The organism is Rhodanobacter sp. L36 (assembly GCF_009765755.1).
Lineage (GTDB): Bacteria > Pseudomonadota > Gammaproteobacteria > Xanthomonadales > Rhodanobacteraceae > Rhodanobacter.
Genome location: NZ_LMUV01000002.1, coordinates 578,282 through 595,797 on the forward strand (window position 1 = coordinate 578,282; position 17,516 = coordinate 595,797).

Below are 17,516 nucleotides of genomic sequence, written 5' to 3' on the forward strand. Positions count from 1 at the left end.
AGTCCCATGCCTCCATCGACGAACACGTCCACCACGCCACTCTGGAAACGCATGCTGTTTCGCCGGCTGAAATTCATGGCGTGGCTGCTTGCGATCATCGTCGTGCTCGGTGGCGGCGCCTACCTGCTTGCGCCGCAATGGCTGATGCGCGCTAATTTCGCGCGGCAGGCAATGGAAGCCCATCTGGACAAGCATTCGGTGCTGGTTGGCGATACGCGCTGGGTGTACTACGAAGGCGGTGAAGGCCCGAACATCATGCTGTTGCACGGCTTCGCTTCCAGCAAGGAGGTGTGGTTGCCGACGGCGAAGATTCTCTCGGCGCATTTCCACGTGATCATTCCGGATCTGCCCGGCTGGGGTGAATCCACTCGCGACGCCGGCGCGAGCTACAACATCGATGCGCAGGCGATACGACTTGATGGCTTCGTGCAGACACTGGGGCAGCAACGGTTCGTGCTGGTCGGCCATTCGATGGGCGGCGCGGTCGCGGGTGTCTACGCCGCCCAGCACCCCGAGCATGTCGCCGAGCTGGCGCTGGTCGATTCGTTCGGCCTCAAGTACAACGAGAACGCGTTCGCGAAAGCAGCGATGGCTGGCAAGAATCCGTTCGTGTTCGACGATCGCGCCGGTTTCGCCACCGCGACATCGCTCGCGTTCGAAAAGCCGCTCAATCTGCCCGGCCGCTTCATCGACGTGCTGGTCGATCGCAACCGGCAGGATCACGCCTTCATCCAGCACACGTTCGAGGAGCTGCGTGATCCGTCGCAGTACCTCGCCGTGCAGAGCCGGCTGGATCATCTGACCATGCCGGTGATGGGCCTGTGGTGCCACGACGACAAGATCATCGACGTCTCCGCGCAAGACAGCCTGCGCAACGGCCTGGCCCACGCTGCCGCGATCAGCATGAGCACGATCAATGGCTGCAATCACATGCCGATGCTCGAAAAGCCGGAGGACACGGCACAGATCCTGACCGGCTTCACGCTGTCGCACTGAACATGAGCCAGGCAATATCTGTGGTGCGCAACCTGTACAAAACCCGGGCGAATGGCCGGCCCTCAGCACACGGTTGTGAATTGATGATGACAACATGGGACAATGCGGTTCTCAGCCTGGACCCCGGCATGCTCTCGTGCAAGAAACCCCAACCATGCAGCAAGCGATGAAGCCAAGCCTGGTGCGCTCAGGTGTGGACGCGATTGTTCGCATGTCCGGCACGCGTACCAATTACTGGGTCGAGGTCGCGGTGGATTTCGCGCTGGGCACGACGCTGCTGGCCGAAGGCTGGCGCCACCACACCGGCGGGCCGCTCAGCGCCACGGCGGCGATCGTGCTGGGCCTGCTGGCTTTCAGTTTCATCGAGTATTTTTTCCACCGCTGGATGTTCCACACGCGGATTCCGCTGTTCGAACAGGGCCACCGGCTGCACCACGAGCGTCCGCTCGGCTACGACTCACTGCCGTTTTTTCTGCCGGCCGCGGTACTGCTGGCCATTGCAGGCGTCTGTGTGCTGATCATGCCGACCGGCTTTGCGCTGCTGATGACCGGCGCGGTGACGTTCGGCTACATCGCTTACGGACTGAGCCATTTCACGATCCACCACGTGCGCTTCAAGCATCCGGTGCTGCGTCGCTGGGCGGGGGCGCATCACGTGCACCACTACCACCCCAACAGCAATTTTGGCGTCACCACGCCGCTGTGGGATGTGTTGCTCGGCACGCGCTACGTGCGGCAGTCGCGCAGCCGCTGATCGGCGCATCTCCGCCTTCCGAGGAAGGCCTGGCATCGCTCCATTCAGTCGCGCCTGCCATCCGACGCCTGCTGATTCGTTACTGTGCGCAGTCCTGAGTTACCGCGAAGCGGGACACCATATTGTCAAGGATAGGCTCGATGGCGAGGACGTGGTAAACGCCAAACTGCACCGCGACCCGGCTGTATTCGTGCCATCCGTGACGGATGGCCGTGAGCAGCGATTGGTCCCGAATACGATCGGATGCCCTGGCGAGTTCATTGAGCGGACCGCCATTCACGGTCGGGTCAAACTGGCGACCCGACCAGGTTGACGATGCTAGAGGTCTGCCAGTCAGCGCCTCATATGCACTTACAAATCCTTTCCACTTTCTCCAAGAGGGATCGATGGGCAGTCCGTTGCGTTGGAGATAATCGCCTAGAAAGGTGGGATAGGCCGCGGCTGTTGCAGAAAGATCCGGGTGCGATGCACTGCCGACGAGGCGCTGGGCAGTCAGGAAGACGAACACGTCGCGTGTTGCGTGATCGGCAAGGAGTGCTGCGATTTCTGTGTTTATCGGCACATCGGCCGAGCGAAAAACGATGCCATGCTGGCTCGCATAGTGGGCAATGAAACCCAGGTCGGCGGCGCGCCGAATCGCCTGAGATGCCGTTTCCAACCCTAGCCCTGGCGGCGCATCACCTTCGTGGAGAATCAACTCCGGACGCGCTGCATCGAGCGCCACAGTGATTAAGCGATACATCGGCGACTTTGCGTTACTGATATGGCGCGTACCAATGACCGTAAGCCGCTTGTCGCCAACGGTATGTTTCAAGATGAGAGGCTCGGCATGAAAGCCGGGCGCATTGCGGACTGTTAAATAACTTCGCGATACATCCTTCAGTGGAGGGATTTTGTCAACGGCTCCGATTGGCTTGCGCGGGCAAACTTCATCCACCTGTCCCAACGCCATTGGAACCGCGCACACAGTGGAAGGCAGGAATAACAGCAGGGCAATTGTGGCGATGAACAAGCCTTGAGGTGACTTCACAATTTTCCTGGATGGATCGATCTTGCCGTCGGCGCAGACACGTTCATTCTGAATAAGCGTGCAGGCTCTAGCGAAACGTGGATCAAGATGAGCTGTCACCTGACGATTCGCCTTCTACAGGACGCCGGGCACGAGTGCTTTCACCCGGCGCATATAGTCCGCATACGCATCGCCGAACTGCTCGCCCATCCAGCGTTCCTCCAGCCGCAACTTGCGCCAGAACGATACGGCGACAATGGCCACGGCCAGAAAGCCGCGCAGTTCGCCGATCGCCATCGCGGTGCCGAGAAACGCCATCAGCAGGCCGGTGTAGATCGGATGACGCACGTAGCCATACGGCCCGCGCTCGATCAATTCGTGATCCCGCTTGACCTGCACGACGCCGCTCCAGTTGGTGCCAAGCACCACGCGCGCCCAGCAGGCGAACAGCACGCCGGCCAAGGTCATCAGCATGCCTAGAACAGCGACGGCTTCGATGCTCGGATAGAGACGCCAGCCAAGCGCTGTGCCTGCGTACATCTCGCCCGGACCACCAAGCAACACGCCACCGATGAGCACTGGCAACCAGTGCTTGAGGAAACGCAACCACATCGGCTCGGTGCGTACAGCCTGCTTGACCTTGAACGCACTGACGATCCAGAACAGCGCGAAAAAGATCCAGAACGACTTGATCAGCGTGTCGATCGGCAAGGCCATTTGGTTTTCCCCGAATCAATCAGAACAAGTCAGGCTCGCCCTTGCGGTGCGCGAGAGACGAGCGCGCAGGCGCCCACATCAACACCACCGTAGCAGACTTGCCCACTGCCATCCCCTCGCAATGGCCGACAACCGGCGAGATCTTTCGCGACGTGATCGTCGCCGAACCGGCACCTTGGTGGCCCGACAACACGAGCGCGAAAAGCGCGCCGATCCGCGTTATCGACTTGGTGTACTGAGCTCTCCACGCATCGCCGCTACGTGTCTGCAGGAGGATCATCGCGGACGAACGATCGGTGCTACGGTGAAAGTCCAACCCAACGACATCAGGTAGTTCCGGTGGACCGTCGCACTGCTCTCAAGACCTCCGCAACGCTACTCATCGGCTCGGCAGTCGGCTCCAGTCTGGGCGCGCCGTTGTCCTCGCGCCCTTCGGCATCGGCGTTACCGGACCAAGGATCGCGCGCCGATCCAGCGCCCGAGCGACCCGTTCCCGTCATGGGGGTTCAATGGGACTGGATGCGCTGGCCACAGGGCGTGGAGGGACAGCGAAAAGCGGATCGAGGAGACGGCACTTACCTCAATCCCATTTTTGCCGGTGATCATCCCGACCCGTCCATCCTCAAAGATGGTCGGGATTACTACATGATCTTCTCGACCTTCGACGCCTATCCCGGGTTGACCATCCACCACAGCCTGGATCTGGTGAACTGGCGTCCTGTGATTGCACCGCTCACGACGCCGATCGGATCGGTGTGGGCATCGAACCTGTGCAGGCACGAGGGTCGCTATTGCATCTACATCTCGAACGCCGGCGCATATCGATCCATTTTCGTCATCCATGCCGATCGCATCGATGGGCCGTGGAGCGAACCGGTGGATCTGAAGATCACCGATCACATTGATCCCTGTCACACAATCGATGAAGCAGGCAGACGCTGGCTGTTCCTGTCTGGCGGCGACCGTGTGCCGCTCGCGCCCGATGGCCTGTCGACCGTGGGGAAGGTTGAGCACGTCTATGATCCCTGGCGCTATCCGGCTAACTGGAGCGTGGAAACTTTCGCGGCGGAAGGTCCCAAGGTCTTTCGTCGAAACGACTGGTTCTATCTCGTATCCGCGGTCGGTGGCACGGCGGGTCCACCGACGGGGCACATGGTCGTCGTCGCGAGGGCGCGTTCCCTTGCAGGCCCATGGGAACAAGACCCCGGCAATCCAGTCGTGAAGACGTGGTCGGCTGCGGAGAAATGGTGGTCGCGCGGCCACGCCACGCCTTTTGAAGGGCCGGATGGCGACTGGTGGATGATCTACCACGGCTATGAAAACGGCTACTGGACGCTGGGCCGCCAGACGCTGCTCGAACCGATTGTCTGGAACTCCGATGGATGGTTCCGGCCCAAAGGTGGCGACTTGTCCAAACCGTTGCGGAAGCCGCGTGGCGCACCGGCTGGTCCGCATGGACAAGCGCTATCCGATGACTTCCGTTCGCCACGTTGGGGAACGCAATGGAGTTTCTACGACCCAGGCCAAAACGAGCAGGCACGTGCACGCTTCGCCAACCGAACGTTGCACTTGCGCGCGAAAGGGCACTCTCCGGCTGATGCCTCGCCGCTCACGTTCATCGCGGGCGACCAACGCTACGAAATGGTCGTAGAAATTGAAGTCGATGAAGGTGCGGAAGCGGGGTTGCTGGTTTTCTACAACCGCCGTCTTTACGCAGGGTTGGGTATCAATGCGAGTGGTAGCGTCATGCACCGATTCGGGCAAAGCCAGTCCGGTAATACGTTGCCGAACATCGCGCGACGTGGCTTTATCCGTTTGCGAAACGACCGCAATGCCGTGGTGCTTTCCACGAGTCCCGACGGCCTGACGTGGAGCAAATACGATCTGGAGATGGAGACTTCCGGCTACCACCAGAACGTGGCAGGTGATTTTCTCAGCCTGCGTCCAGCCATCTATTGCTCGGGTCGAGGCGAAGCGCGGTTCCGAGACTTTCATTACCGGGCAGAAACGTAACGCTGGGTTTGCAGGGGTCAGCGTGTGTATGAAATGACACGTCTAGCCACTTATCTGCGATGAAATCAGCAGACGCCGGTCATGCAGAACGGCCCACGCGTGGTTTAGGGCAAGGCAGCAGGGCGATAACTAAAAATATTCAGGAGCAAGATGATGAAACGGTTGATCCACGTATTCTTGATAATGCTTGCGTTAGGAATCGTTTCAACAGCGGTAGACGCCGTCGGTGCCGTCGCAAAGCAACCGAAGCCGACAGGCATGTTTTCGGACATGGCATACAACGACGAAGGAGGCGATCTGCTGGGCACAGAGATCTTTGTCACCTACGCCCGTGATGGCTATTTCGTCGTCTATCAGTCAAGTGAAGGTGAACCAACAACGCCGGCGGTCATGCCAGCGACAATATCGGGTACGTCGATCAAATTCGCAGTTCCAAAAACATCCGATCCTCGCGGCAATTTTGTCGGAACGATCGGATCGAAAGAACTGACTGGATCATTCTCCGGAAGCAAAGAAATCATCCATCTGAAACGCAAAGCTAGTTACTGGCAGTAAGTATCTAACCAAGGCCACGTCATAAAGCTCGACGTTTTCGTGATTGAAGACGTCATCTGGCCAAGCCGCTACAGGTAGCGTTTACTTCCACGGTCGCGTTGTATTGAATACGCTCGTCACCGTCTTATCGGTCATCAAATCCGTCAGGTCACGATTGCCGGCAAATTGATCGAGACTCAACGTTAGATCGCTAAGTCACGTTAAAAGCTTTTTACTAAAAAACTTCCAGTCAAAAGACGCACGCGCATGCGCGCGAACTTAACCGTTCCGGGAGTCCGTGCCCTGCGTGATAACGCCGTCGCAAACGATTTTCCGGTATGCGCCGTTCGACTGTACGACGTTGAGATGGCAACGACGAACTTGTCGCAGAGCACGCGTCAGTCGGCGACGTCGTCGACGAGGCGGTCGAGTTCGGATTTCAGGATCGCGCCTTGTTGTCGCAGCCAATCGCGTTGCTCGCGCCAGTCGAGATAGAGGTTTTCCACCTGCGCCCAGAAACGCGGTGAATGGTTACGCACCTTGAGGTGACACAGCTCGTGCACCAGCACGTAGCGCAAGGCCGCGGGCGGCGCGAGCGCGAGTGCGAGATCAAGGTTGATGCGATCTCGCGTGTCGAGGCTGCCCCACAGGCTTTTCATCGGGCGGATTCGCAGCGATGTCGGCGCCAGCCCGAGTTGTGGAACGTAACTGGCGAGCCAGCGCGACACATCGCGACGGATCAGCGACTCGAGATGCGACGCGATCAGGCCGCGGGCGATTGGCAGCGCGCGTGTATGCGGTCGCGGAATGATCAGCGTGATGCCGGTTTCGTGCGCTTCGATCTTCGGATAAGCGCCTTCGGCCCAGTCGAGTTCCGCCAGTTCGCCGCGTAGCGGGAACGTGCACGGATAACCCACGCGCAGCGGCGGCAGCGGGTTCACGATGAGGTTGAGTTCGTCGAGCTTCTGCTCGAGCCAGTCGGCGTGACTGCGCAGGAACGCGCTGACCTGGCCGGGATGCGTACCCATGGGGTAGGTGACGCGCGCACCCTTGGGCGTGACCGTAAGACGCAGCCGGCGCGCACGCGGATGAGCGGTTTTCAGTACGCGGATGATGCTGCCGCCCACTGTCGCCAATTCCAGCCAATCGCCTTCCAGATGCTGCGCCATGAGCCTGCCTGTGATACCTCGGCCTGTGCTTTGAACGATGGGAGTCCGCGTCACCGGAGAGTGGGCGGACAGTCAGTATGCCGCGCCCGGACGACTTGTGGTGTGGATTTTTTGTTCAGTTTTCCGCAGGCCGCGGCAAACCGAACCATTCCTCCAGTTTGCCCAGCAAACGCTCCAGTTCCAGCGTCAGCAGGGCGAAACTGGCGTCGAGCTCGGCATGGGCATCCTGCTGGCTGTCGCCGAGTTCATCCATGACCACATCCAGGAACTTCAGCTTGCGGATGATCAGGTCCTCGCCCAGCACGAAACTGATGCGGTCGTCGAAAGTCAGCCCCAGCAGGAACACCTGCTTGCCGTTGCGCAGATGCTCCTTCACCTCTTCCGCGTCCAGGTCCTGCCTGCGGCATTTGGCGATGGCACCAGTGGCGGTGGCCGGATCGCGCAATTCGCACTCATCACCGAGGACCAGCCCGGCCGGCAGATTGCCGTTGGCGAGCCAGTCGGTCATCAGCACGCGCGGGCCCTCTTCCGGCGCCAGCGGCACGGCAGGAAAACTGCCGAGCGCCTCGCGTATCTGGGTCAGCGCGTTTTCGGCCGACTTGCGGCTGGAGGTATCCAGCACCAGCCAGCCCTGCTTCGTATCGACATAGGCGGACATGCGCGAGCTGCGCACAAAAGCGCGCGGCAGCAGCTCGGTCAGCAGGTCTTCCTTGATCCGCTTGCGCTCGCGACCACCGACCTTGCGGCTTTCTTCCTCGGCGATTTTCTGCACCTTGCGCTGCAGTTCCTCGTTGATGACCTGCGCCGGCAACAGCTTGTCCTCGCCACCGACGGTGAGCAACGTGCAGTGCTTGACCGTGTGCGTGAGCGGTTCGCCTTCGCCGCGCCCGACCGGCGGCACGAAACCCTTGGTGAACATTTCCAGCGGGCCGCACGGGCGCAGGCGGTGCTCGCCGAGTGCTTCGTCGAGGCGCTTCAGATCGGCGGCGACGGCTGGGGAAAAACGGAACAACGTGAGATTGCGAAAGAACATGATCATCCGAATAAGGGAAAAAGTTTTGCGTGCGCCGTCACCGGCGCGCGCGAATGGACGTCCAAAAGATCAGCGCAACGAAATCAGCGACAAACCGCCGCGATCGCAGACGCCACCGTGTCGAGGTTGTCGCGATTGAGCGCCGCCACACAGATGCGGCCACTGTCGAGCGCATAGATGGCGAACTCGTCGCGCAAGCGATGCACCTGCGCCTTGCTCAGGCCGGAATACGAAAACATGCCGGCCTGACTCTGGATGAAACCGAAATCCGGCGCGCCGTGCGCGGCCAGTCGTTCTACCAGCCCCGCCCGCATCTCGTGGATGCGTGTGCGCATGCCGCCGAGCTCAAGTTCCCAGCGGTCGCGCAATTCCGCACTGCCGAGCACGCCGGCCACCAGCGCCGCGCCATGCGTGGACGGGCTCGAATAGATGGTGCGGATAGTCTGCTTGATCTTCGACAACAGCCGCGCGGCTTCATCGCGATTGCTGCCGATCATCGACAGCGCGCCCACGCGCTCGCCGTAGAGCGAGAACGATTTGGAATACGAATTGACCACCACGAACGCTTCGATGCCAGAGGCCGCGAGCAGGCGAATCGCCGTGGCATCGGCATCGAGACCCTGATCGAAACCCTGATACGCCATGTCGACGAACGGCAGCAGCTGGCGCTCCTTCAGCACATCGATGATCTGCTGCCACTGCGCCGCATCGGGATCGACGCCCGTCGGGTTGTGGCAGCACGCATGCAGCAACACCACGGTACCGGGTTCCATGCGGCTGAGATCTTCCAGCATGCCGGCGATGTCGAGACCGTGGCTGGCCGCATCGTAGTAGCGGTATTGCAGCAGCTCGAAGCCGGCGGTGCGGAAGATCACATGGTGATTGCCCCAGCTCGGATCGCTGATCGCGATCTTCGCGCCAGCACCGGCGACCTGCTTGAGCACATCCGCGGCCACGCGCAACGCGGCGCTGCCGCCGATGGTCTGCGCGGTCGCCACGCGACCGGCGGCGAGCAACGGAGACTCCGCGCCGAACAGCAACTCGCGAGTGAGGCGGTTGTAAGCGGCCAGGCCGTCGATCGGCAGATAGCCGCGCGGCCTCACTGCCGTTGCCAGCGCCTGCTCCACTTCGCGCACGCTGGCGAGCATCGGTACGCGGCCCTGCTCGTCGACATAGATGCCCACGCCGAGGTTGATCTTGTTCGCGCTCGGATCGGCAACGAAGGTTTCGGTGAGACCCAGGATCGGATCGCCAGGGGCCATTTCAACGGATGCAAAGAAGGACACGGCTGCTACTCGGGTTGAAGAAGAAAGGAGAAAGGAGAAAGGAGAAAGGAGAAAGGATGTTCAAGCCTGCGCTGCGACGATCTCATCCGCTGCGTCCACGGGCCACGCGGCAAGGGCGCCGAAGTCGAACAGCTGGCGATCGGCCAGATGCGAGGGTGACACATGGCCCAGGGCGCGGAAGATGTTTTCGCTGCGGCCGGGCTGCACGCGTTCCCACTCGGCCAGCATGCGCTGTACCGCCTTGCGTTGCAGGTTGTCCTGCGAGCCGCACAGGTTGCACGGAATGATCGGGAATTGCCGATGCGCAGCGTACTCGGCGATGTCTGCCTCGTTGCAATACGCCAGCGGCCGGATCACCACATGCGCGCCATCGTCGGAGCGAAGTTTCGGCGGCATCGCCTTCAACTGCGCCTGATAAAACAGGTTGAGGAAAAAGGTGCCGAGGATGTCGTCGCGATGATGACCCAGCGCGATCTTGCTGATGCCGTTGGCCGCCGCCCAGCTGTACAGCACGCCGCGACGCAATCGCGAGCACAGGCTGCACATGGTCTTGCCTGCCGGGATCACCCGAGTCACCGTGCTGTACGTATCCCGCTCGATGATGTGAAACGGCACGCCGTGTGCGCGCAGATAATTCGGCAGCACATGTTCGGGAAAATCCGGCTGCTTCTGATCCAGGTTCACCGCGATCAGCTCGAAGCGCACCGGCGCCTTCGCCTGCAGGTGCAGAAGAATATCCAGCAGCGTGTACGAGTCCTTGCCGCCGGACAGGCACACCATGACTTTGTCGCCCTCTTCGATCATGCCGAAGTCGGCGATCGCCTGGCCCACCTGATGGCGCAGGCGTCGCGCCCGTTTGTCGACGTCGGCGGCTGGCTCGCGGGAGGGTTCGGGATGGGCGGACATGATGATCGTGCAACAAGGGGAATGCGCATTGTAACTGGCCGAGGCTTCTCTTCCGACAGCCGAAACGGCGTTAAACTAGGTGACTTCCTTCAGCCGTTGCCATTGCCATGCAGGTTCAGGATCACGCCCAGATCGTCCATCTGCTCGCCGAATTGCGAATGGAACACCGTGATCTCGACGCAGCGATCGAGCAGCTGGCCACCGCGATCGGCCGCGACGAGTTGCAGTTGACCCGACTGAAAAAACGCAAGCTGCTGCTGAAGGACAACATCGCACGGCTCGAGAGCAAGCTGATCCCCGATCTCGACGCCTGAATACCCACGCCTTTGCCGGAATGCCGATGAGTCCGTCCGCCCCGCTTCGATTGCAGGAAGTCCTGTTGCAGGACGAACACGTCGCGCTGGAACCGCTGCAACTCGAACACGCCGCAGCGCTCGAGGCGGCGGCCGCGGACGGTGCACTGTGGAATCTCTGGTTCACCAGCGTGCCACCGCCGGGGCAGGCGCACAGCTATATCGAAAAAGCTTTGGAAGGGTTGGCTGCGGGAACGATGTTGCCGTTCGTCATCCGCGAAAAATCCAGCGGCGACATCGCCGGCAGCACGCGTTATTACGACGTCGTCGCAGAACTGCCGCGCCTGGCAATCGGTTACACCTGGTACGCGAAGCGCTGGCAGAAAAGCCACCTCAACACGGCCTGCAAGCGCCTGCTTTTCCGGCATGCATTCGAGTCGCTGGGTTGCGTGGCGGTGGAACTGCATACCGACAGCCGCAACCTCGATTCACAACGTGCGATCGAGCGCCTCGGCGCGCGACGCGAAGGCGTGTTGCGCGCTCACAAGCGCCGACCCGATGGCACGTTGCGCGACACCGTCTGCTACAGCGTGCTGGCGACCGAATGGCCGGACGTGGATCGCTGGCTCGGCATGCGGCTGGAACGTCTTGCGACGTCCACGCACGCTGCGGTCAAAGCAGGCGATTGACCAGTCGGTCGAGCCGTGTGCGATTGAGGCGCTTCAGTTGCTTGCGCACCTCATCGGGATAGTGCCGCGGACTTTCCAGCGCAAGGTAATCGCGCAATCGCGTGGCATGTCGTTTCAGCGCCGTCCACTCGGCCTGATGCATTGCTTGCAACTGCTTCGACGGATCGCGCAACAGCAGGCCGTTTTCCATGTCCAGCGACCATGCGCGCGGGTTGAGATTGTTGCCAGTGAGCACGGCCACGTCGTCGTCGACGAACAAGCCTTTCAGGTGATAGCTGTTGTCGCCGTCGCGCCAAAGATGCAGGTTGAGTTGGCCGTCCGCGATCTGTCGGCGATGTGATTTGGCGAAACGGCGCAAGTTGTTTTCATACAAATACGGCAGCAATCCGATGGTCTTGAACGGCTGGCCCGGCGGAATGAAAAAATCGTTGGCCGTCTTGTCGCCGACCATGATGTCGATGGTGCAGCCACGACGCAGCAACTGGCCCAGCACGACGCGCAGAGGCCGCGGCAGGTTGAAATACGGCGTCAGCAGGATCACCCGCTTGCGCGCATTGCGCAGAAGCGCAAGCAACGTGTCGTTGAGTTGATTGTCATTGCGGCCGAAGCCGATCAGCGGCGTCACCGCGACCTCGGTCGTCGAAGAAATATCGACCGGCACGTCGTAGCTGGCACGCTGCATCTGCTGGCGGAATTCGCGGATCGCCGGTTGCAGGCTGCGCGTGGTCGGCACATCCGGAACATTCAGGCGGCAAACCGCGTCGCTCTTCAACAAGTGTTCCTGCACGAAACTCACCATGGCGTCGGCGAGTCCGCGATCGCGCAGAAGATGGTAGCGATCGAGCCGATAGCGCCCTTGCGTCTGCAGGTAAACGTCGTTGAGGCTGGCGCCGCTGTAGAGCACGGCGTCGTCAATCACGAAGCCTTTCAGGTGCATGACGCCGAGGATCTCGCGGCTCTGCGCGGGCACGCCGTAAATCGCCACGCCGGAACCGAGCCGCTTCGCGTATTCGCGGTACATGCCTGCGTTGCCTTCGCTTTTCTGCTTGCCGATCAAGCCGCGCTGCGCGCGATGCCAATCGACGAACACCGAAATCTGCAACTTCGGATGACGCGCTTGTGCTGCATACAGCGCGTCGAGAATTTCGCGGCCGCCGACATCGTCCTGCAAATACAGCGTGACGATCACGATGCGCTTCGTGGCCTGGGCGATCTGCTGCAACAAGGTTTGCCGAAATGCCGACGGATCGGCCAGCGCTTCGATGGCCGTGTATGCGATGGCAAACGAAGGCAGCGCATCGTGCAACCTGGCCTTGCTTCGTCCCAGCGGTGAAGCGATACGACGCGCGATGCGCCGCGGAACGTTGGTCAATCGATTCATGGCGCCAGGCTACGCGATGGCCTGTCGGCCGGACGTCGAGGCCGACTGAAGGTGATCGCATGCGTCGCGGCCATGCCGCGGCATGTCGACGCCTTACCCATGTACCGGAAAAGTCTGTGCGTCGCCGGGCGACGAGGAATCGGAGTGGTTCGACGGGTGCGGCGTGCGCGCCGGTTCGATGCTGCGCGATCCGCACTGGTAGACACCCCACGGCTGCGAGCCATCCGCCGCATCAGCGAGTGGCTTGACGGTATCGCCGCGCATTTTCGCCGCTTCGTTGCGCGCCATGACTTCGAGTTCGTCGCGCACGGTGATGGTGTTGCGATCGACCGGGCCCACGTGATCCATCACCGACACCGTCACCTTGCCCAGATCGCGGCATCCGGATACATCGCCGCTCCATGCCGTGCGCACATTTCTCGCGGCGTCGTCCGGAGTGATGCCCCAGCTGCAGGCGCCGAGCAACAGAACGGGAACGACGATCAACAGGGTCTTGCGCATGGGTAGCTCCGCAGCAGTGACTTGAGGTGGAAAGGCCGCGCCATCCCGGCGCGGCCTCCATCCTAACGCGAGGACATCGCGACATCCGAATGGATGCCCAACGGCCAAACTATTTCTTCGTGGCAGTGGCCGTCGCGCCCACCGGTTGACCATCGGCATCGAGAATCTGCACGTCGCCCAGGTTCAACGCCCGCACCGGCGCCTCGATGCTCTTGAGGTCGCCGACGATCACCCAGGTGAGATGGTCCGGCTGAATGACCTCCGCAGCGGCGGCCTGCACGTCCTTGTCTTTCTGAGCCTCGATGCGCGATTTCAGCGTCTGCACGTAATCGTCGGGGCGGTGATACAGCGAAATGGAACGCATCGCATCGACGATGGAATCCACCGCCTGGTATTGGCCCGGCATGGCGCGCACGTCGCCGTCCTTGATCTTCTGGATCTCTTCGCGTTCGAGCGGCTTGGGTCCGATGACGGCCTTTGCTTCCATTAACGCTTCGCTGACTGACGGGGCGGTCTTGTCGGTCTGCACCGGCGCATAGATCATGAAAGGCCGTTGCCCGACCGCGTTCTGCAGGAAGCTGAAGGCGCCGTATGCCCAGTGCTTGCCCTCGCGCAGATTCATGTTGAGACGCGAGGTGAAGCTGCCGCCGAACGCGCCATTCATCGTGTTGATCTGCAGGTTGTTGGCCACGCCGGTTGGCGGTGCCACTTCACCGGCGAGAATCACCGACTGCAGCGAACCGGGGCGATCCATCAGGAATACACGGGCCTTCGCCGGATATTCCACCTTGGCGATGTTCTTTGCCGGTATCGATTCGGCGGGTGCTTTCCAGTCGCCGAATGCCGCGTTGAGTTGCGGCACCAGCGTGGCCAGCGTGGTGTCGCCGGCAACCAGAATTTTCACGTTGTCCGGGCGGATGTAATGCGTCATGAAACTGCGCATGTCAGTGGCATCGATCGACTTGATCGACGCCTCGGTACCCGAGCCGGTGAACGGCATACCGTAGGCGTGATCCTTTCCGTAAAGCAGTGGCGGCAGGTTGCGCAACGCCATGCCGATCGGCTGCGATTTTTCCTGTGCGATGCCGGACAGCCACTGGCCGCGACGACGCGCGATGTCGTTTTCGCGGAATGCCGGATGGCGCACGATGTCGGCCACCAGTTTCAGCGTGGGAACGACCTGATCATCGAGTGCGTTCAACGTGGCGTTGCAGTAGTCCAGGCCACAGCCGGTGTCGATCTGCGAACCCAGTCGCTGCGTGCTGTTGGTGAGCTGGATGGAATCGAGATCTGCGGTGCCTTCGTTGAGCATCGCCATGGTGAAGCTCGACGTGCCGAGCTTTCCGTCGTGATCGGCCGCGTATCCAGCATCGAACAGCAACTCCATCTGCACCAGCGGTACGCCATGGCGTTCGGCCAGCACCACCTCGATGCCGTTGTCGAGTTTCGCGTGCTGCAGGGTCGGGAATTTGAGATCGGGGAATGTAGTAACAGCCGGCACGCCCTTGCTGCGATCGACGTCGCTCTTCACGGTGTGCCATGTGCGCGGCGCGGGCAGCACCGGCTGCGGTGCGCCCGGAGCGTTGCCGAGTCCGCCGGTTTCGGCCACGTCCTCGGTGGACGCGGTAACGCCCTTGGCCAATGGCGAAACGATCAAGCTGTAGTCGCCCTTGCCCACCCACTGGCGCGCGGCGTCGCGCACCTGTGCGGGCGTGGCCGCCATCATCGTTGCGAGGTCCTTGCGCCATGCGCCGGGATCGCCTTGATACACCTGCGACGCCGCGAGCACGGTGGCCTTGCCGCCGAAGCCGCCGACGTCTTCCAGCCGGCGCACGTAGTTGGCACGGAAGCGCGTCTTGGCGCGTTCGAGTTCATCCGCGGTGGGTCCTTCCTTGAGAAAGGTTTTCCATACATCGGCGACGGCCGCTTCGGCCTTGGCCGGGTCGATGCCTTTCTTGACGTCCACCTCGAGCTCGAACTGCGACGCAAGCTCGCCCGAGTTCTGGCCGACCGACACGTCGTCGGCGAGCTTGTCCTGATAAACGAGCCGCTGATACAGACGCGAGGTTTTTCCGTCGCCGAGAACGGTGGCTGCCAGGCTGAGCAGGTTGTCGGCGTCGGTACCGTTCTGCGGCGTATTCCACTCGCTATAAATGTGCACTTGCGGGACATCCATGCTCATCGTGCCGCGGGTCGAGTCATCGCGCGGAAAAGCCCACGGCTGCAACCGCGCAACCGGCGGCCCGGCCGGAATGTCGCCAAAATATTTAAGCGCTTTCGCCTTTGCTTCCGCCGGCGTGATGTCGCCGACCAGCACGAGTGTCGCGTTGGTCGGGCCGTAGTACGTGCCGAACCAAGCCTTGACGTCGTCCAGCGACGCGGCGTTCAGATCCTTCATCGAACCGATCGTGTCGTGGTGATACGGATGGTTCAGCGGATACGCGTTGGCCTCGATGTTTTCCTGCACACGCAGGCCGTAGGGCTCGTTTTCGTCCTGGCGCTTTTCGTTCTGCACCACGCCGCGCTGCTGGTTCACTTCCTGCAAATCCAGCGCCTGCGGCAGGTAGGCCATGCGATCGGATTCCATCCACAGCGCCATGTCGAGCGCGGTGGTCGGCACGGTTTCGAAATAGTTGGTGCGATCGTTGGCCGTGGTGCCGTTCATGCCGGTGGCGCCGACTTTTTCGAACGGCTGAAAATAGTTGCCATCGTGATGACCGGAACGCTCGAACATCAGGTGCTCGAACAGATGCGCATAACCGCTCTTGCCGATCGGCTCGCGCGCCGAGCCGACGTGGTACCACATCGCCACTGCCACCACCGGCGCCTTGTGATCTTCGCTGACGACGACGGTGAGCCCGTTGGGCAAGGTGAAACGCGTGAAAGGGATGTCCGGCAATGTGGCCTTGGCGTGGCCGTCCACGGCTGCGGAGACAATCAACGGGACGCCACCCGCCAATGTGAGAAGGCCGGCGATCAGCAGTGCGAGCGGTTTCTTTGCCACGGTGAACTCTCCTGTTTCACGGTTGTGTCCACGAAGGCTAACCGACGCCCCGAACGCGCGGCAATGTTTTGACGCGCGGCCACGACGCGTCCGCTGCACATCTGTCCGGCGTGCGTGAGTAAGTGTCCGCGGACAGCGATGCATAGCCGAAACATCCAGACGAATTCTTTTTGTTTCAGCGATTTAGAGTCGCTGCCAGGACTGGCACGCGGTTTGCTCTAACCACTGCACAAGGCATTCGCCCTCGGAGAGAAACGTCATGAAAATTGAAACCATCATGTTGCGCGGCCTGTTCATTGCCTGCATCACCGTTTGCGCGCTGATCATGGGCGCCATGCTGAAAACCACACCGGCATCCGTGCAACTGGCCGGTAGCAGCAAGGTTGCTTCAGTACTGCTCGCGGCACCCACGAGCTGCGCGCTGCCGGCGGATGGCGTGATCTGCCCGCGTATCGCCAGCTGATTTTTCCCGTCATTGAATCGTCGGCCACGGCCGGCAGGAAAAGCATCATGAAATTCGAAACCATCATGTTGAACGGCCTTTTTGCAGCGTGCATCGCGCTGTGCGTTCTGGTCATGAGCGCCATGTTGAGGATCACGCCGGCATCCGTGCAGCTATCGGGTGCAACCCATTCCGCAACGTCTCATTGCGCGACAGCCGATGCCCGTTGCGCGCGCGACGCTGGCTGAAGACCCATCTGAAGATGGCCGACGCTTTGCGCATGGCAGCGCGGTCCACGCGATAATGCCGCCATGCTCAACGTCATCCTGTTTCGCCCCGAGATACCGCCCAATACCGGCAATGTGATTCGCCTCTGCGCGAATACCGGTTCGGCGCTGCATCTCGTTCGGCCACTCGGCTTCGAACTCGACGACGCGCGATTGCGCCGCGCGGGCCTGGACTATCACGAGTACGCAAGCGTCGTGGTACACGACGATCTGCCCACTTGCCTCGCTGCCATCGGAACACCACGCGTCTTTGCCTTCACCACGCGCGGCGCGGTCGCGCACGTGGACGCCACATTCAAAGCTGGCGACGCCCTGTTGTTCGGTTGCGAAACCGCGGGCTTGCCAGCAGATGTGCTGGATGCGATTCCACCTGTGCAACGCCTGCGCCTGCCGATGGCCGCGCACAGCCGCAGCCTGAACCTTTCGAACACCGTCGCCATTGCCGTGTACGAAGCCTGGCGGCAGCTCGGATTCGTCGGCGCCGCGAGCGTCTGACGCCAGC

At 61.3% G+C, this 17,516-nt stretch carries 18 protein-coding genes; 8 read left to right on the forward strand and 10 right to left on the reverse strand.

What is annotated here, in order from left to right; genetic code table 11:
- Positions 1–6 precede the first annotated feature (6 nt).
- Both GSQ73_RS02480 and GSQ73_RS02485 read left to right on the forward strand, forming a co-directional pair.
- Positions 7–996 (forward strand): alpha/beta fold hydrolase, encoded by a 990-nt coding sequence (locus tag GSQ73_RS02480; RefSeq protein WP_254063241.1) that lies wholly within the window; start codon positions 7–9, stop codon positions 994–996.
- 166 nt (positions 997–1,162) lie between these two features.
- Positions 1,163–1,750, forward strand: a complete 588-nt coding sequence (locus GSQ73_RS02485; protein ID WP_158880668.1) for a sterol desaturase family protein — start codon at positions 1,163–1,165, stop codon at positions 1,748–1,750.
- Between the two features lie 79 nt (positions 1,751–1,829).
- Here the strand turns inward: GSQ73_RS02485 and GSQ73_RS02490 are convergent, their stop codons facing one another.
- The 3 genes from GSQ73_RS02490 to GSQ73_RS02500 are packed head-to-tail and all read right to left on the reverse strand — an operon-like array spanning position 1,830 to position 3,756.
- Positions 1,830–2,879 carry a hypothetical protein gene (locus GSQ73_RS02490; RefSeq protein WP_158880670.1) on the reverse strand — a complete coding sequence of 350 codons (1,050 nt, stop codon included), beginning with the start codon at positions 2,877–2,879 and terminating at the stop codon, positions 1,830–1,832.
- Positions 2,880–2,894: 15 nt separating this feature from the next.
- Positions 2,895–3,476, reverse strand: a complete 582-nt coding sequence (locus GSQ73_RS02495) for an isoprenylcysteine carboxylmethyltransferase family protein (RefSeq protein WP_158880672.1) — start codon at positions 3,474–3,476, stop codon at positions 2,895–2,897.
- Positions 3,477–3,495: 19 nt separating this feature from the next.
- The gene (locus GSQ73_RS02500; RefSeq protein ID WP_158880674.1) at positions 3,496–3,756 is read right to left on the reverse strand and encodes a hypothetical protein; all 261 of its coding nucleotides are present in this window, start codon (positions 3,754–3,756) and stop codon (positions 3,496–3,498) included.
- Between the two features lie 239 nt (positions 3,757–3,995).
- Between GSQ73_RS02500 and GSQ73_RS02505 the strand changes: the two genes are divergently transcribed.
- Positions 3,996–5,489, forward strand: a complete 1,494-nt coding sequence (locus GSQ73_RS02505; RefSeq protein WP_254063276.1) for a family 43 glycosylhydrolase — start codon at positions 3,996–3,998, stop codon at positions 5,487–5,489.
- Between the two features lie 153 nt (positions 5,490–5,642).
- Complete coding sequence (locus tag GSQ73_RS02510; RefSeq protein ID WP_158880676.1) at positions 5,643–6,044, forward strand: hypothetical protein; 402 nt, start codon at positions 5,643–5,645, stop codon at positions 6,042–6,044.
- Between the two features lie 377 nt (positions 6,045–6,421).
- On the opposite strand, the gene GSQ73_RS02515 is transcribed toward GSQ73_RS02510, so the two are convergent.
- The 4 genes from GSQ73_RS02515 to ttcA all read right to left on the reverse strand — a co-directional run bounded on the left by GSQ73_RS02515 (position 6,422) and on the right by ttcA (position 10,417).
- The gene (locus GSQ73_RS02515; protein WP_158880678.1) at positions 6,422–7,192 is read right to left on the reverse strand and encodes a YgjP-like metallopeptidase domain-containing protein; all 771 of its coding nucleotides are present in this window, start codon (positions 7,190–7,192) and stop codon (positions 6,422–6,424) included.
- A 115-nt stretch (positions 7,193–7,307) separates the two neighbouring features.
- Positions 7,308–8,225 carry a recombination-associated protein RdgC gene (locus tag GSQ73_RS02520; protein ID WP_158880680.1) on the reverse strand — a complete coding sequence of 306 codons (918 nt, stop codon included), beginning with the start codon at positions 8,223–8,225 and terminating at the stop codon, positions 7,308–7,310.
- A gap of 83 nt (positions 8,226–8,308) precedes the next feature.
- Positions 8,309–9,511, reverse strand: coding sequence for an amino acid aminotransferase (locus GSQ73_RS02525; protein WP_158880682.1), 1,203 nt, complete (start codon positions 9,509–9,511; stop codon positions 8,309–8,311).
- Positions 9,512–9,571: 60 nt separating this feature from the next.
- Positions 9,572–10,417 carry a tRNA 2-thiocytidine(32) synthetase TtcA gene (gene ttcA / locus GSQ73_RS02530; RefSeq protein WP_158880684.1) on the reverse strand — a complete coding sequence of 282 codons (846 nt, stop codon included), beginning with the start codon at positions 10,415–10,417 and terminating at the stop codon, positions 9,572–9,574.
- Positions 10,418–10,524: 107 nt separating this feature from the next.
- Here ttcA and GSQ73_RS02535 point away from each other — a divergent pair, with 107 nt between their 5' ends.
- Positions 10,525–10,731 carry a DUF465 domain-containing protein gene (locus GSQ73_RS02535; RefSeq protein WP_158880686.1) on the forward strand — a complete coding sequence of 69 codons (207 nt, stop codon included), beginning with the start codon at positions 10,525–10,527 and terminating at the stop codon, positions 10,729–10,731.
- Positions 10,732–10,757: 26 nt separating this feature from the next.
- Entirely contained in the window at positions 10,758–11,399 is a 642-nt protein-coding gene (locus GSQ73_RS02540; RefSeq protein WP_158880688.1) for a GNAT family protein, read from the forward strand.
- On the opposite strand, the gene pssA is transcribed toward GSQ73_RS02540, so the two are convergent.
- The 3 genes from pssA to GSQ73_RS02555 form a co-directional block, all read right to left on the reverse strand.
- The gene (gene pssA / locus GSQ73_RS02545; RefSeq protein WP_158880690.1) at positions 11,383–12,780 is read right to left on the reverse strand and encodes a CDP-diacylglycerol--serine O-phosphatidyltransferase; all 1,398 of its coding nucleotides are present in this window, start codon (positions 12,778–12,780) and stop codon (positions 11,383–11,385) included. The two genes, GSQ73_RS02540 and pssA, sit on opposite strands and share 17 nt — an antisense overlap.
- A 93-nt stretch (positions 12,781–12,873) precedes the next feature.
- Positions 12,874–13,281: a DUF4156 domain-containing protein gene (locus tag GSQ73_RS02550; protein ID WP_158880692.1), complete on the reverse strand. Its 408-nt coding sequence runs from the start codon at positions 13,279–13,281 to the stop codon at positions 12,874–12,876.
- 109 nt (positions 13,282–13,390) lie between these two features.
- Entirely contained in the window at positions 13,391–16,285 is a 2,895-nt protein-coding gene (locus tag GSQ73_RS02555; protein WP_158880694.1) for a pitrilysin family protein, read from the reverse strand.
- A gap of 259 nt (positions 16,286–16,544) precedes the next feature.
- On the opposite strand from GSQ73_RS02555, the gene GSQ73_RS02560 reads away from it, so the two are divergent.
- Both GSQ73_RS02560 and trmL read left to right on the forward strand, forming a co-directional pair.
- Entirely contained in the window at positions 16,545–16,748 is a 204-nt protein-coding gene (locus GSQ73_RS02560) for a hypothetical protein (RefSeq protein ID WP_158880696.1), read from the forward strand.
- A 290-nt stretch (positions 16,749–17,038) separates the two neighbouring features.
- Entirely contained in the window at positions 17,039–17,509 is a 471-nt protein-coding gene (trmL, locus tag GSQ73_RS02565) for a tRNA (uridine(34)/cytosine(34)/5-carboxymethylaminomethyluridine(34)-2'-O)-methyltransferase TrmL (protein ID WP_158880698.1), read from the forward strand.
- Positions 17,510–17,516: the final 7 nt, after the last annotated feature.

What these genes read in the sequence shown, in the direction of transcription:
- GSQ73_RS02505 (WP_254063276.1), top strand. Translation starts at nt 3,996, where the DNA reads ATGCGCTGGCCACAGGGCGTGGAGGGACAGCGAAAAGCGGATCGAGGA.
- pssA (WP_158880690.1), bottom strand. Translation starts at nt 12,780, where the DNA reads ATGAATCGATTGACCAACGTTCCGCGGCGCATCGCGCGTCGTATCGCT.
- GSQ73_RS02500 (WP_158880674.1), bottom strand. Translation starts at nt 3,756, where the DNA reads ATGATCCTCCTGCAGACACGTAGCGGCGATGCGTGGAGAGCTCAGTAC.
- trmL (WP_158880698.1), top strand. Translation starts at nt 17,039, where the DNA reads ATGCTCAACGTCATCCTGTTTCGCCCCGAGATACCGCCCAATACCGGC.
- ttcA (WP_158880684.1), bottom strand. Translation starts at nt 10,417, where the DNA reads ATGTCCGCCCATCCCGAACCCTCCCGCGAGCCAGCCGCCGACGTCGAC.
- GSQ73_RS02520 (WP_158880680.1), bottom strand. Translation starts at nt 8,225, where the DNA reads ATGTTCTTTCGCAATCTCACGTTGTTCCGTTTTTCCCCAGCCGTCGCC.
- GSQ73_RS02535 (WP_158880686.1), top strand. Translation starts at nt 10,525, where the DNA reads ATGCAGGTTCAGGATCACGCCCAGATCGTCCATCTGCTCGCCGAATTG.
- GSQ73_RS02480 (WP_254063241.1), top strand. Translation starts at nt 7, where the DNA reads ATGCCTCCATCGACGAACACGTCCACCACGCCACTCTGGAAACGCATG.
- GSQ73_RS02540 (WP_158880688.1), top strand. Translation starts at nt 10,758, where the DNA reads ATGAGTCCGTCCGCCCCGCTTCGATTGCAGGAAGTCCTGTTGCAGGAC.
- GSQ73_RS02560 (WP_158880696.1), top strand. Translation starts at nt 16,545, where the DNA reads ATGAAAATTGAAACCATCATGTTGCGCGGCCTGTTCATTGCCTGCATC.
- GSQ73_RS02485 (WP_158880668.1), top strand. Translation starts at nt 1,163, where the DNA reads ATGAAGCCAAGCCTGGTGCGCTCAGGTGTGGACGCGATTGTTCGCATG.
- GSQ73_RS02495 (WP_158880672.1), bottom strand. Translation starts at nt 3,476, where the DNA reads ATGGCCTTGCCGATCGACACGCTGATCAAGTCGTTCTGGATCTTTTTC.
- GSQ73_RS02550 (WP_158880692.1), bottom strand. Translation starts at nt 13,281, where the DNA reads ATGCGCAAGACCCTGTTGATCGTCGTTCCCGTTCTGTTGCTCGGCGCC.
- GSQ73_RS02510 (WP_158880676.1), top strand. Translation starts at nt 5,643, where the DNA reads ATGAAACGGTTGATCCACGTATTCTTGATAATGCTTGCGTTAGGAATC.
- GSQ73_RS02515 (WP_158880678.1), bottom strand. Translation starts at nt 7,192, where the DNA reads ATGGCGCAGCATCTGGAAGGCGATTGGCTGGAATTGGCGACAGTGGGC.